This is a genomic window from Rhizobium sp. NPDC092011 (assembly GCF_044756305.1).
Taxonomy (GTDB): domain Bacteria; phylum Pseudomonadota; class Alphaproteobacteria; order Rhizobiales; family Rhizobiaceae; genus Rhizobium.
Genome location: NZ_JBIVSO010000015.1, coordinates 58,321 through 71,457 on the forward strand (window position 1 = coordinate 58,321; position 13,137 = coordinate 71,457).

A 13,137-nucleotide genomic window follows, 5' to 3' on the forward strand; every position below is an offset into this window, starting at 1 on the left:
GCCGCAGCCACTCGGCTGCTATTGCTAAGCGCAAATGATTACATACCGCTTTCCGCGACTTTACAAATTTGTAAAGATCTTGGTCTGCGATGGACTCCCCCGCAGCGTCAGGCCCGGGGGAAACCTGTAATGGCTATTTCGTGATATTGACGGTCGAGGCGACGTTTTTCCCGCCCTGCTTGGCGTAGGTGATGGTGACCTTTGTGCCGGGCTTGAAGTTTTCAGCCTCGCTGCCTTCTGCCAGCGCAAACACGCTGCCATCCTGCAACGTGATAGCATCATGTTTGGGATCGACGCTTCGGACAACGCCGTTGATTGTCGCGGCATTCGCACCAAACGCCGCCAAACTCATTGCGATGACGGCCAAAGCCGTGAGATACCGTTTCATTTTTTTCTCCCTAAACCCCAGACCATTCTGGGTGAAGAAATATTCAATGCAAACGGAGGCAAATAGGTGTTTGCGAATATACAAATTTGTATACTTGAATTAAGCGTTACGCCTTAATGATTTCGATTATGGAATCTTGCAGCGTATTGGTTTGCGGCGTCTCCACCCCATTGATTTGTCAGTTACAGCGCAGTGACATGGTGTCTTCGGACGAAGCGTGAGCATGACCGGGAGTCCCGGATCAGTTCATTGTGACGCGCTGATCCGCTGCGCATATGCCCAAGGCATGAGGTTCGATGTCTTTGGCGAGATACCCATCCGCAGACCGAATAACAACGTGCGCCTCTTCAATTTCCCAAACATCTAGAATCCAAGTTCAATTTTGTTCGACGTGGCGTTTCCATGAAAGAACAAACCGCGCACCAGGATGATTGTCCCGTATTTCGGTCGACATACCGTGCAGATCAGCGATCGCCTTGACCATGCTGAGACCAAGACCGTGGCCGGGGGAATTTCTGCTTTTGTCGAGGCGGTAGAGGCGGCGGAAGACCTTGTCTTTTTCTTCCTCCGGAATCCCGGGGCCGTTATCGAAAACCACTGCCGCATACTCATCACCCTTTCGCTCCAGCGATAAAGCGATCGCCGTCCCGGGGGCGCAATGGTTGATGCCGTTTTCAACGAGGTTGACGAACAATTGCGTCAGCAATTCCTTGTCCCCGTCGATCAGACATTCAGGTGCGCTCTCCTCGTCAAAGGAAAGCGTTTGGCCGTTGTCCTCAGCGACTTCTGCAAAGATTTCTGCGATGTTTCGGAAAACCTGTTTGAGATCAACGCTCGCAAATCGCGTTTTGCGGGCACCAGCTTCTATCTGGGAAATCCGCAACAACGCTTGAAACGTCGCGTTGATTTGGTCACTCTCGTCCAACGCTTCCCTCAGTTGCTCGCCGACAGCCTCGTTGTTCTCCTCACGGAGCGAGGCATCTTCCAGTATGAGTTTCAGCCGGTTCAACGGTGTTTTCAGGTCATGCGCAATATCGGCGCTTACCTGACGCATGCTCTCCATGAGATCCGATAACCTGTCCAATGTTGTGTTGACTTGTGCGGAGATAAGATCGATGTCATCGCCGGAACCCGTCAGCGGGACACGCCGGGAAAGATTACCTTCCGAGATCTCTTTCATAGTGTCGGCGATGGCGTCGATTCGGGCCTGCGCGCGTCGGGCAAGATAAAGACCGGCGAAAACGGCCAATAGCGTTGTGAAAGCTGACATCCATGCGAAATTGGCGAAGATGATCTGAGCGAGATCATCGGTTGCTTCCAGGCTTTCACCGACCAGCAGATTGTTTCCGTCGATATTGCCCGTTTTGATCCTGAAGCGCTCGGTTCCCGGCAAACCAAGCGCTTCCGCGGAAACCGTTTGAAGATCGCCTGATGGACGGTACTTCATGATATCCCCCGCCAGTCTCTTACCGTCGGCTGAGCCCAGATAAAAGATTCGCCGATCTCCGTTCTGAAGGCGGCTGAACGAATTCATGCTTTGGACCACGTCTTCAATATCGCCCGGCGTGTAGCTGGATTGGATGACGGCATAGGTCTCCGTGACAGAACTGTCGAGCGTCGAATAAATCTCGGCCCGCAAAAGCAGATATGTCGCAAGATTGACGAGCAGCGATGAAGTTGCAAACAGAAGCCCATAAGCAATCGCCAGTCGAAATGGTGTGCTGCGCCAAAGTCTAGCGAGGCGCATGAATGCTATATCCCGTGCTGCGGATTGTATGCAGAAGCGGCACTTCGAAAGGCTTATCGACCTTTGCCCGTAGCCGACTGATATGCGTCTCGACGACGCTGGTTTGTGGATCGAAATGCAGATCCCATACTTTTTCGAGAAGCATCGTGCGTGTCAGGACTCGGCCTTCCGCGCGCATTAAGGTTTCGAGAAGTAGAAACTCGCGGGGCTGAAGCTCGATAGCCTGGCCGGCGCGGTGAACCTGGCGCCTCACGAGATCAAGTTCCAGATCAGCGATCGTCAAAACCGTTCGCTGCTCTTGTACCGGAGGACGACGCGCCAAGGCATTAAGCCGGGCGAGCAGTTCAGAAAACGCGAATGGCTTGACCAGATAGTCGTCAGCGCCGGCCTCAAGGCCTTCAACCCGATCATCAACCCCACCCATTGCCGTCAGAAACAGGACAGGCGTGCGCGTCTGCGCCGCTCTCGCCGCCCTGACTACGGAAAGCCCATCGAGACCGGGTAGCATCCTGTCGACGACTATGACGTCATATTTATCGGGATCCTGCGTCGCCTGATACAAGCCGTCCCGGCCGTCATGACAAACATCGCAGACATGACCTGCCTCAGCAACTCCCTTTGCGATGAAGGCGGACACTTTCTCGTCGTCTTCGATGACCAATATACGCATTTCTCTCTGTCTTTTGATTATCCTTGGGCTTTAGGGTGCCGTATCTCCATTTCCTGAACCTTCCCGGAAATATACTTTTTTGTAAAGAATTCGAATCCTCGACTGAGGCGTGAAATTGCAGCCCACAGCTCTGGCATTGGGCCTGACCTTCTCTCGTATTTTCCGCAAGTTTAAAGTTCCATTTAAGGTAGACGAATTTCTCAATTCTTTCCAAAACTAGGCTTCCGGTACGAAAGCGCTAGCTTTTTGATTGCATTCAACGTGGTGGCCCAGTTCTCTACTCACTTTGAAGCAGTGTGATGAATGTCCAATAGGCTCACAACATCGGCGAACATGTTCAGACGCAGAGTGCAGTGCACTTCATTTGGCGCCTCTTGATGAACACGTTCCGATGTTGCCCAAAGTCGTTGCAGTTCTGACTGTCGCCTGGGCCGTCGAATTCATTGGCGACTTTATTCCCATTTTTGGTATCTCAATAATACTATCATCGTACGCCCACCGATTGCCCTGTGCGTTCGGCTCATGCCAACAGGGCTACGGCATCAAGGCTAAAGCGGATCGTCTAGCGGCAGAGCAGCTGCAATTGAGTGCGATAGCGATATGTCTAATTTGCTTGTATCTGACTCACTGGAGGCATCTGCCCTGTTGGCCGGATATTGCCGCATCTGCGCCAGGCGTGTTCCACCCTTCATCTGATCGAACTCATCAACGCGCTCGCTTTCTTACAAAATCGTATGTTTCGAGAAAGGTGCCCGTATCCCAGTCATCTTAGAACGGCGTCATCCTGCGGAATTGGCCGCAGCAATACCACGACATCGTTCGTTTCCTGATGACGGAGCGTTCGTGGCTAGGATCAGCCACGGGCGCCAAGCCGGAGCAACCAATATGAAACAATTCCTTCTTGCGACAGCGCTTATTGCCGTGCCGGTCGCGCTTTTTTCCGCCTATGAACTCTATCTGGCTCCGCTCGCAGAGGCGAGCCAGGCTCAAAGCCAAACCAGGCACCTCGGCGATCTAGCCGATTTCAAGACTATCACAAAAGACGTCCAGAAGATCGCTGCGACAGGCGACTTCAAAGCGGCCGAAAAGCGGGCGACGGACTTCGAGACCGAATGGGACGACAAGCAGGCGAGCCTGCGACCGCTCGATCCGGAGGCCTGGGGCAACATCGATACCGCAGCGGATGCGGTCTTCAAGTCGCTTCGCAGCGCGACCCCGACCGCAGACAAGGTAAACACCGCTCTTGCGGGTCTTCAAATGGCCCTCGACAAATCAGGAGCCGTCGATGGCAATGTCGGCAAGCAGTCCTTTGTCGCAGGAATTGCCGTTACCGATGCGACGGGTCATCCCGTCCCTTGCGAAGAGTTGATCAATCAACTCAAAGCCGCGTCGGCCAAGCCCGCAGTCGCTGCCGAAAAGCAGACAAAAGCTGGCGACTTGCTGTCAAAAGCGCTCGAACGCTGCAACGCTGACGATGATCAACGCGCCGACGCCTTTTCCGCTCAGGGCATTGCCCTACTGACCCAATAAGCGCGCCGCGCCACCAACGAATAAGGATCGATGAAGATGGAACCCGCAATTCTCAACAACCGTGTGCCGCAAGTGACGGCGGAATTTTGGATCATCAAGTTGCTCGCCGTGACCATGGGCGAAACCGCAGCAGACTATCTCAACGTCAATCTCGGCCTCGGACTGACTGCGACCTCATTTATCATGACCGGCGTGCTGATCGTCGCATTGATCGCACAGTTCCGGCAAAAGCGATACGTCCCATGGGTCTATTGGCTTTCCGTCATCCTGATCAGCGTGGTCGGAACCCTGGTCACTGATAACCTCGTCGACAATTTCGGGGTTCCCCTCGAAGTCACGACCGCTGTGTTCAGCGTCGCGCTTATCGCCACATTCGCGCTTTGGTACAGTTCGGAAAGGACGCTTTCGATCCACTCCATCTACACCAACAGGCGTGAAGCGTTTTACTGGCTTGCCATTCTCTTTACCTTTGCGCTTGGTACCGCAGCCGGCGACCTAGTCTCCGAACGCTTCGCACTCGGTTACGGCAGCGCAGGCATTCTATTTGGCATGGTGATCGTTTCGCTGAGTTTCGGCTATTTCTTCCTGAAACTTGATGCGATTCTGAGCTTCTGGCTTGTCTACATCCTCACCCGTCCGCTTGGTGCGTCGTTTGGCGACCTTCTTTCTCAACCAAAGGAGTATGGCGGCATGGGTTTCGGCACGATCAATACAAGCATCAGCTTCCTGCTCGGGATAGCTCTGATTGTCGTCTACATGACGGCGACCTACAAACCCGAGACTGTGATAGCAGAGGCACAATAACCCTCTGTGATCTGCTGGCTCAGGGACTCCGGAACGGTGTGAAAACCGTTCCGGAACGCTGGTGCACAGATCGGGGTAAAATTGGGTTTTCAGTCTTTGACGTTTTAGGCTATCTCAATGCTTTCATCATCGCTTTGTAGCGGACGGATTTCGAGAGCCTGGCGCCGATCTGCTGATCTCCACCAAGAACTGACCCTACGGGGTGATGATGTGGACGCCTCCACGCCAACGACAGCGAACGTGTCAGAAGGCACATTTTTTAGCACGATGTTGTTCAGTCCGTCACTGCCGCAAGTATGGGGCCACCATGTTGCTCCTGAACCAGAATTGCGGTGCGAAGCTGATCCGGTGCTTTAGGGAAATCGAAGGTGACAGGCCTTCCATCCCATTGCCCGAGATGCTTCAGCGCGTGGACGACGTGAGTGTGGGGCAAAGTATTGCCGGCGTTTTCGCCACGATCGATCGGCACATTGACGACGTTCGGATCATATCGGATCAACCAGACGTCCGCTGCCGATCTCGGGGCTTCACCGCCCCCTATCCGAGCGCCGTCCTGGCGAAAAGCAATGGACGGTCCCTTCAAGGCAGAGACGGTTGCCAGAAGCTGAGTCAATTCGGCGAGGTTGTTTCCAACCACGGTCCTCGTACCGTTGATGACCATCTGAGGAGTATAGGGCCCTGACTGACGGAGCGGGGCCTCATAAGCAACCTGCCTGTCTGTAAATTCCGGCTTGTCGAAAATGTCCTTCCAGCCGAGATAGTCCCAGTATGTAACGGCGAAGCTCAAGACGAGGACGTCATTACGCTTGCTGAGCTTTATGAGGTTGGCGTTCGCCGGAGGACAGGACGAGCATCCCTGGCTCGTAAAGAGTTCGACAACCGTAGGGGAGCGGTTATCGCTCGATGCGCCATACGAAACACTCGCCGTGACGCACACGGCTGCTACGGTGATCAATAGTCTCGTCAGTTGCTTCATCGCTTCTCTCCCAATGGCTTCATCATCGGCTTCGCGAAGAAATCGCCGTTTGTTACAGGTTCACAGTTTTGTGATCGTCTGCATCGGGAGTCTCTGGCCGGATAGCACCCGAGCGTTCAAGCGGAGTGGCGGGGTTCACCCCCCTAAAATTATTTCGCCACGCCTGTAACAACCACGCTTCGCCGCTCGTATTCCCTAGCAGCACAGTCGTTTGGCTGGCGCGCGAGGAGCGACCATGGCCACCGTGGACCACCTGGACACATCACCGCCGACCGGACCGGCGAGAGTATTCATTCGACGGCATTCCCTCGTCACCCGGATTACCCATTGGCTCAACGTTGTCTGTCTCAGCCTGCTTCTGATGAGTGGCTTGCAGATATTCAATGCCCATCCCTCGCTCTATTGGGGACAGTATGGTGCCGATGCCGATCCATCCTGGCTCTCGATCGGGTCCGTCCAGGATGGAGACAGCAGCCGTGGCATCCTCCGCATCGGCCGCCTGTCCATCGTGACAACAGGCATTCTCGGCGTCTCGCGGGAAGGCGGCGAGCTGACGGAGCGCGGTTTTCCAACCTGGGCGACCATTCCGAGCTATCAGGATCTCGCGACTGGCCGCCGGTGGCATCTATTCTTTGCGTGGCTCTTCGTGATCAATGGATTGATCTATGCGCTGTATGGTTTTATCGGCGGCCATTTCCGGCGCGATCTCGCGCCGACCGCTGAAGAGCTCTCACCGGGCCACCTGAAGCAGGAGATTGCCGATCACGCGCGGCTGCGCTTCCCTAAAGGGGAAAAGGCGCGGCATTACAATGCTCTCCAGAAACTCACCTATCTGATCGTCATCTTTATTCTGCTGCCGCTGATGCTCGCGACGGGGCTGACCATGTCGCCGGGCATCGATGCCGGTTTCCCCTTCCTGCTCGATGTCTTCGGCGGACGACAGTCGGCACGCTCCATCCACTTCATTTGCGCCTGGTCGATCGTGCTCTTCGTTCTGGTGCATGTCACCATGGTCATCCTCTCCGGCCTTTGGAACAACATGCGTTCGATGATCACCGGCCGCTACAGGATCGAAAGCGAAGGGGTCCGGAAATGACGTTCTTCATCACACGCCGCCGCCTGTTGATCGGATCAGCCGCTGGGCTGGGTGCAATCGGCCTGACTGGCTGCGACGACGTCGCCCAGAACGCCAAGGTTCAAAACGTACTGGCGATGGCTGAAAAACTGACGATGAAAAGCCAGCGGCTTCTCGTCCCCAAGGACAAGCTGGCTCGTGAATTCTCCGAGGCGGACATTTCACCGACCTTCAGGCCGAACGGCACAAGCCAGCCCGACAGCGAGGACTATGCCCGGATGATGGAGACGGGCTTTGCGGACTGGCGATTGAAGATCGACGGTTTGGTCGAGCATCCGGTCGAGCTCTCACTGGCGGATTTGAAAAAATTGCCATCGCGCACGCAAATTACCCGACATGATTGCGTGGAGGGTTGGAGCGCCATCGGGAAATGGACGGGCGTACCGCTTGGACCCATCCTGCAGAATACGGGCCTGAAGCCGGGAGCCCGCTATGCCGTGTTCTATTGCGCGGACCAGCTCGAGCAGACCATCGACGGCAGCGGCACGTACTACGAAAGCATCGATCTGATTGATGCCTTTCATCCTCAGACAATTCTTGCCTATCAGCTCAACGGCAAAGACCTCGAAGTGTCTCATGGCGCACCGCTCAGACTGCGAGTGGAACGCCATCTTGGCTACAAGCACGCAAAATACCTCATGCGCATCGAAATCAAGGACAGCTTCGCCAGCCTTTGGGGTGGCAAGGGCGGTTTCTGGGAGGACCGCGGCTACGAATGGTACGCGGGAATATAGCCGTCTGGAAAACGCCTCACTGCGGGCAATGATGCCCATCAAAAGGAGAAGAAAATGTTCAGAGTTACGATTGCAGCCGCCTTGTTGATCTCGGCGTTCACACTGCCAGTTTACGCGGCGAACACAATGATGAAGTGCGACGATGCTTCCATGATGAAGGCGCAGAGCGAAGTGGATGCCATGAAGGATCCGATGATGAAGGGCAAGAAGGAAATGGCCTCCAAGGAAATGATGATGGCCAAGGAGGCGATGAAAGCGAAGAAGATGGACGACTGCAAGATGCACATGGACAAGGCCATGAAGAGCATGGGCAAGATGTAGCAATGATCCGTGGCGGCCGGTAGTATCCGGTCGCCACATCCACATTCCCGGGCCGTCGTTTCAGTTCGTGTGTAGCACTTCGCAAAGGCGAGCCTTCGCATTCACGCATCTCTCCACAGTTGGCTGGTTCCCTCGGCCATAGCCACTAGTGTTATGCCTCGCCGATGGCAACCGATGAGTCGAGCCGTTCTATCAACGTCGAACTGGCTTCGTTTACCCCGATCACGTCAACTTTGGTGCCGTGCGCTTTAAAGCGCTGGACGACCTTCTCCAGGGCAGTCACCGCAGTGATGTCCCAGAAATGTGCCCGGGAGACATCGATGGTAACGCCCATGTCGGCAGCGTCACGCATGTCGAATGCCTCGACGAATAGGTCGGCTGACGCGAAAAATACCTGGCCTGAGACGCGGTAGAGAATTTGCCTGGCTTGGGCATCCAGCTCCCTCTCGACATGCAACAGACCGGCAACCTTGAAGGTGAAGAACACGCCGCTCAAGAGTACCCCGACCGTGACGCCGAGCGCCAAATTGGAGGTCGCGACCGTAACGACGACGGTTGCAAGCATTACGGCACTCGATATCTTCGGATGGACAACCAGCTTGCGCACCGACGACCAATCGAAGGTGTCTATCGAGACCATGATCATGATGGCCACCAGCGCGGCTACCGGAACCTGCGACACCCAGGGCTTGAGCAGAACCATCAGGACTAACAGGAAAGCACCCGCAAACAGCGTCGACAGACGACCCCGACCGCCGTACTTCACGTTGCTGATCGTCTGGCCAATCATGCCGCACCCGGCAATGCCACCGAACAGGCTCGACGCGGCATTGGCTAAGCCAAGACCCGCGCATTCTCGGTTCTTGGAGCTTGGGGTGTCGGTCAAGTCATCAACGACGCTGGCCGTCATCATCGATTCAAGCAGGCCGACCATGGCGATTGCCAAGGCCGGACCGGCGATGATGCGGAGAGTCTCGACGTTTAGCGGAACATCCGGCCATGTTAAGAAAGGGAGAGAATCGGGAAGACGCCCAAGATCGGCGACGGTAACCACCGGAAGCTTCAGCATCATTGAGGCAACCGTCAGGACGACAACACAGATCAGAGGCGATGGCAGTGCCGTCGTGATCCGCGGCACCAGATAGATCAACATCAGCCCTGCGGCCAGAAAGGCATAGCCGACGACGCCCCCGCCGATGATATGGGGCACCTGAGCCCCGAAGATGAGGATCGCAAGCGCGTTGACAAACCCGGTCCGGACCGACTTCGACACGAAGCGCATCAGCACGCCGAGACGCAGCAGGCCAAAGACGATCTGCATGATACCTGCCAGAAGCCCGGCGGCGAGCAGATAGGGCAAGCCGTGGGCATGAACCAAAGGTGCCGCGACAAGAGCGACGGATCCGGCCGCGGCCGAGATCATAGCGGGACGCCCGCCGCTGAAGGCGATGACAATCCCGATCACGAAAGACGCAAACAATCCAACCTGTGGATCGACGCCGGCCGCGAACGAGAAGGCGATGACTTCGGGAATGAGGGCGAAGGTCGCGACAGCTCCGGCGAGCATCTCACGGGTAGGATTGGCAAGCCACTCCCGGCGGATGGAAGATAGTGACATCTGGTGAATTCTCGCAAAGGAAGCCTGACCTCGGGGGCGAGGCCTCAAGTCGGCATACAGGTTTTGCGTGGTCCGGCGGATCGGCGGCCGGAATAGCCACCCGGATTCTCACCGGGTCCAGTCGAGTGCGCCCTTATAGGCGTGATTGTTGATGAAGGGCAATATCTGCGCCATTATTTCAGTTGCCAAGTGATGGAGGGTTGCGGCCATGTGGCAACTGGAGAAAATCGCCATCAAGCTTGGTCCCCTGAGAGAAAGGTGCTCATTGCTCGACCTGGCTGCGCCTCTCCTCCTCGGTCTTCCGAGCCGAAGTGTTATTCGCGGCGCGCCGCCCAGCGAAGTCCTATGTAACCAAGCACGCCGGCGGTAAGTGAACCCGCAAGAATGCCAATCTTGACGCGATCCTGGAACAGGGGATCATTAAAAGCAAGCAGGCCGATGAACAGGCTCATCGTGAAGCCGATCCCGCAAAGCAAGGAAACACCGAGGACCTGTCCCCAACTGGCACCAGCCGGACGATCGGCAAGCTTGAGCTTGACCATCAAAAGCACAGCGCCAAACACACCCGTCACCTTTCCCAAAATCAGGCCCAGTCCAACGCCAAGCGTGACCGGCTCAACCATCACTGTGGGCGAAATTCCCTGAAACGATACGCCGGCATTCGCAAAACCGAATATTGGCACGATCACGAATGCCACTGGCTTCGCGAGAAGGTGCTCGAGGCGATGCAAGGGCGATGCGTCATCAGTTGCTTCTGGTTTCCCGCGCGTGAGGGTGATGGGGATGAAAAGCGCGAGCAATACGCCGGCCAATGTTGCGTGGATCCCGGACCGCAGGACAAAGACCCAAAGCACAGCCCCCAACAGCAGATAGGGCACGAGCGAATTGGTCTGCCGGCGGTTGAGCACGAACAGGATGAGAAGGACGAGCATAGCGCCGATTAAATCGGGTATTGAGATGCCGGTATTATAGAACAAGGCGATAACAATGACCGCGCCAAGATCGTCGATGATGGCGAGTGCGGCCAGGAAGACCTTAAGCGATGCAGGGACGCGAGACCCCAGAAGTGATAAGACGCCGAGGGCAAAAGCAATATCGGTCGCCGTCGGTATTGCCCAGCCTCGAAGAGTATCAGGGGTGCCGCTGTTGACCGCGACATATATCCCGGCCGGCACCAGCATTCCGCCGGCCGCAGCGACGCCAGGGAGGATACGCCTGCTCCACGAGGAGAGCTGCCCGTCGAGCATTTCTCGCTTAATCTCAAGGCCAACCAGCAGAAAGAAGATCGCCATCAGAGCATCGTTGATCCAGTGCAGGATGCTGAGCGGGCCGATATGGGCATGAAGGGTGGAGAAGTAGCTGGAGGCCAGCGATGAATTCGCCGTCACGATTGCCAATGCTGCCACGAACATCAAGACAAGTCCGCCGGATGCCTCGCTATCGAGAAACTGCCTGAGCGTAGAGTTTATACGTCCGACAGGCAGGATTTTGGACATGGCTGTTCATTTCTCGAAAGAGGTTTCCTTAGTCTCCGTTGATGGCTGATTGAACCCTGTCGCACGCAGCACACGACCGTTTAAGCGCGCACTATAAGCAATGAAGCGATCTTTGCTACCTCTTCGTGAGCAAACTCGATGAGCAGGAAATCAAACGTCGATATCGTGCATGGATGGCGGCGTCCGAGCCGATAAAAGCGGCAACTCGACACGCGTTACGTTCCTCTACCACCTCAGATATCGCGATCCCAGGATTGCGCCAAGAGCGGTGACTGCGGCTGTTGCCATCGTATACCAGGTCGCCAAGAAGAGCGGGCTGTCGTCCGGGCAATGCCAGGCGTAAAGCGCGGTTGCCAGCCCCGCGGAGGCAAGGCCGGCAATGGCACCGCCGAGCGCGGGATGCGCTGGCGCGCCGTTTTTGAGCGCCCAGAGAAAACCTGAAAGTGGAGCCAGCGACAACACTGGGACGAAGAACAGGCAGAAGCCCGCATTGCGACCAAGCAGCGCTGCGCGCCAGGCACCTTCCGGGATGACGGTCAATTCGGTTGCGACGCCCCCAATCAGCAGTAGGAGCGGGATGAGCAGGCAGAGCGCCGAGAGTTTGAGTGGTACGCCGGGCCGGCCAATACGAAAGACCAAGCCACAGCTCGTGACAGCGAGCGTCAGCGTCGTGAATATCTTGAAGAGGACCCGCGCTGTTTCGATGGCGCTTGCCATGTCGCGGCGGACGCCGACGGTCACAAGCAGCAAAAGGGCGGAGATGACGATCCCGGCAAGAAGCGCGCGCAGGAGCATCGGCCCAAGAAGGGACCGGACAGGCGCGTCTTCCGCAAGCAAACTGATCAGGTCATTGGTCTTCACTCATCTCACTCCGGTATGAGGCTGCCAGCGACTTCAGCGCGCGATGCAATGCGACGCGAACCGCACCTTCGGTCATCTTCAGCCGCACGGCTGTTTCACGTATCTCCGCCCCTTCGATAGAAATGGAACGGACGATATCGCGTTGCGGATCCCTCAGACGCTGCAGCATATGCTCAGCCTCAAGCCGATCCAAACTGCCGGCCTGCTCGCTGGCCTCCAACGTTGTCATCACGTCGTCGATCGGCACATCGACATGACGGCCCCGGCGGCGCAGGCTGTCGATCAGCTTATTGCGGACGATCATTGACAGCCATGGTCCGATTGGACGCACCGGATCCCACGTACTGCGCTTCAAGTGGACGGCGAGCAGAACTTCCTGAACCACATCTTCCACCTCACTCACCGGTGCGCCGAACTGATCGCAACGCCGCCGTGCGATGGCGCGCAGATGGGGCGTCACGGTGGAAAGAAAGCGATGATAGGCCCGCTTGTCGCCTTCCACGGCGCTGCGCATCCAGCCTGCCCATTCTTCCTCACGCGCCGAATGTTTCACCCAACATAGTCCTCTACGGATGGGCACACGATTTTGTTACCGCCCTGGTATAATAATCTTGCGAAAGTCACGAACATCTTTGACTCAGGTTTTTCGCTTGCAAGCGCGCAAACGGCAAGGGCGCATGCGAAAAAATCGAACGGGCCGTTGTAACACCCACCGTCACTGCTCGGTTACCCGCAAAGCAAGCCAGCCATGGCTTGCCCCGCCTTCTGATCTCGCTTTGGCATTTCTCAGATCGCATCAAGAGCATCGTCCAAGGGGTATGCTGGACCCGACCGTCATGGTCACGGAGCAAAGTCGT

Annotated in this window: 13 protein-coding genes and 1 other annotated feature; of the genes, 5 read left to right on the plus strand and 8 right to left on the minus strand. The window is 56.3% G+C overall.

Annotated elements, in window-relative coordinates:
* Positions 1-133: 133 nt before the first annotated feature.
* The 3 genes from ACIQJ2_RS32560 to ACIQJ2_RS32570 form a co-directional block, all read right to left on the minus strand.
* Positions 134-472: a DUF1344 domain-containing protein gene (locus ACIQJ2_RS32560; RefSeq protein WP_162747705.1), complete on the minus strand. Its 339-nt coding sequence runs from the start codon at positions 470-472 to the stop codon at positions 134-136.
* A 292-nt stretch (positions 473-764) separates the two neighbouring features.
* Positions 765-2,027 (minus strand): sensor histidine kinase, encoded by a 1,263-nt coding sequence (locus tag ACIQJ2_RS32565; RefSeq protein WP_400746696.1) that lies wholly within the window; start codon positions 2,025-2,027, stop codon positions 765-767.
* Positions 2,028-2,121: 94 nt separating this feature from the next.
* Positions 2,122-2,805 (minus strand): winged helix-turn-helix domain-containing protein, encoded by a 684-nt coding sequence (locus ACIQJ2_RS32570; RefSeq protein WP_113347122.1) that lies wholly within the window; start codon positions 2,803-2,805, stop codon positions 2,122-2,124.
* 885 nt (positions 2,806-3,690) lie between these two features.
* Here ACIQJ2_RS32570 and ACIQJ2_RS32575 point away from each other — a divergent pair.
* Positions 3,691-4,335, plus strand: a complete 645-nt coding sequence (locus ACIQJ2_RS32575; RefSeq protein WP_400675325.1) for a hypothetical protein — start codon at positions 3,691-3,693, stop codon at positions 4,333-4,335.
* Positions 4,336-4,371: 36 nt separating this feature from the next.
* Positions 4,372-5,139 (plus strand): hypothetical protein, encoded by a 768-nt coding sequence (locus tag ACIQJ2_RS32580; RefSeq protein WP_400675322.1) that lies wholly within the window; start codon positions 4,372-4,374, stop codon positions 5,137-5,139.
* A gap of 274 nt (positions 5,140-5,413) precedes the next feature.
* Here the strand turns inward: ACIQJ2_RS32580 and ACIQJ2_RS32585 are convergent, their stop codons facing one another.
* Positions 5,414-6,115 carry a DUF1223 domain-containing protein gene (locus ACIQJ2_RS32585; RefSeq protein ID WP_400675319.1) on the minus strand — a complete coding sequence of 234 codons (702 nt, stop codon included), beginning with the start codon at positions 6,113-6,115 and terminating at the stop codon, positions 5,414-5,416.
* Positions 6,116-6,350: 235 nt separating this feature from the next.
* Between ACIQJ2_RS32585 and ACIQJ2_RS32590 the strand changes: the two genes are divergently transcribed.
* Genes ACIQJ2_RS32590 through ACIQJ2_RS32600 form a run of 3 tightly spaced genes read left to right on the plus strand, consistent with a single transcriptional unit; the run spans position 6,351 to position 8,305 of the window.
* Complete coding sequence (locus ACIQJ2_RS32590; RefSeq protein WP_400675317.1) at positions 6,351-7,211, plus strand: cytochrome b/b6 domain-containing protein; 861 nt, start codon at positions 6,351-6,353, stop codon at positions 7,209-7,211.
* Positions 7,208-7,984, plus strand: coding sequence for a molybdopterin-binding protein (locus tag ACIQJ2_RS32595; RefSeq protein ID WP_400675314.1), 777 nt, complete (start codon positions 7,208-7,210; stop codon positions 7,982-7,984). Before ACIQJ2_RS32590 ends, ACIQJ2_RS32595 begins: the two co-directional genes overlap by 4 nt.
* A gap of 54 nt (positions 7,985-8,038) precedes the next feature.
* Positions 8,039-8,305, plus strand: coding sequence for a hypothetical protein (locus tag ACIQJ2_RS32600; protein WP_400675312.1), 267 nt, complete (start codon positions 8,039-8,041; stop codon positions 8,303-8,305).
* Between the two features lie 151 nt (positions 8,306-8,456).
* Here ACIQJ2_RS32600 and ACIQJ2_RS32605 read toward each other — a convergent pair whose 3' ends face one another.
* The 4 genes from ACIQJ2_RS32605 to ACIQJ2_RS32620 all read right to left on the minus strand — a co-directional run bounded on the left by ACIQJ2_RS32605 (position 8,457) and on the right by ACIQJ2_RS32620 (position 12,833).
* Positions 8,457-9,923: a SulP family inorganic anion transporter gene (locus tag ACIQJ2_RS32605; protein ID WP_400675310.1), complete on the minus strand. Its 1,467-nt coding sequence runs from the start codon at positions 9,921-9,923 to the stop codon at positions 8,457-8,459.
* A 66-nt stretch (positions 9,924-9,989) separates the two neighbouring features.
* Positions 9,990-10,045: a sequence feature (sul1 is cis-regulatory element that is thought to sense ions involved in sulfur or methionine metabolism; They are found in Alphaproteobacteria), on the minus strand.
* 192 nt (positions 10,046-10,237) lie between these two features.
* Positions 10,238-11,419 carry a Na+/H+ antiporter NhaA gene (nhaA, locus tag ACIQJ2_RS32610; protein WP_400675308.1) on the minus strand — a complete coding sequence of 394 codons (1,182 nt, stop codon included), beginning with the start codon at positions 11,417-11,419 and terminating at the stop codon, positions 10,238-10,240.
* Positions 11,420-11,644: 225 nt separating this feature from the next.
* Entirely contained in the window at positions 11,645-12,280 is a 636-nt protein-coding gene (locus tag ACIQJ2_RS32615; RefSeq protein WP_400675306.1) for an NrsF family protein, read from the minus strand.
* Positions 12,267-12,833: a sigma-70 family RNA polymerase sigma factor gene (locus ACIQJ2_RS32620; RefSeq protein ID WP_400675304.1), complete on the minus strand. Its 567-nt coding sequence runs from the start codon at positions 12,831-12,833 to the stop codon at positions 12,267-12,269. Before ACIQJ2_RS32620 ends, ACIQJ2_RS32615 begins: the two co-directional genes overlap by 14 nt.
* Between the last annotated feature and the right edge of the window lie 304 nt (positions 12,834-13,137).

Coding starts and splice junctions, on each gene's coding strand:
- ACIQJ2_RS32605 (WP_400675310.1), bottom strand. CDS start 9,923: ATGTCACTATCTTCCATCCGCCGGGAGTGGCTTGCCAATCCTACCCGT.
- nhaA (WP_400675308.1), bottom strand. CDS start 11,419: ATGTCCAAAATCCTGCCTGTCGGACGTATAAACTCTACGCTCAGGCAG.
- ACIQJ2_RS32600 (WP_400675312.1), top strand. CDS start 8,039: ATGTTCAGAGTTACGATTGCAGCCGCCTTGTTGATCTCGGCGTTCACA.
- ACIQJ2_RS32585 (WP_400675319.1), bottom strand. CDS start 6,115: ATGAAGCAACTGACGAGACTATTGATCACCGTAGCAGCCGTGTGCGTC.
- ACIQJ2_RS32580 (WP_400675322.1), top strand. CDS start 4,372: ATGGAACCCGCAATTCTCAACAACCGTGTGCCGCAAGTGACGGCGGAA.
- ACIQJ2_RS32570 (WP_113347122.1), bottom strand. CDS start 2,805: ATGCGTATATTGGTCATCGAAGACGACGAGAAAGTGTCCGCCTTCATC.
- ACIQJ2_RS32575 (WP_400675325.1), top strand. CDS start 3,691: ATGAAACAATTCCTTCTTGCGACAGCGCTTATTGCCGTGCCGGTCGCG.
- ACIQJ2_RS32595 (WP_400675314.1), top strand. CDS start 7,208: ATGACGTTCTTCATCACACGCCGCCGCCTGTTGATCGGATCAGCCGCT.
- ACIQJ2_RS32590 (WP_400675317.1), top strand. CDS start 6,351: ATGGCCACCGTGGACCACCTGGACACATCACCGCCGACCGGACCGGCG.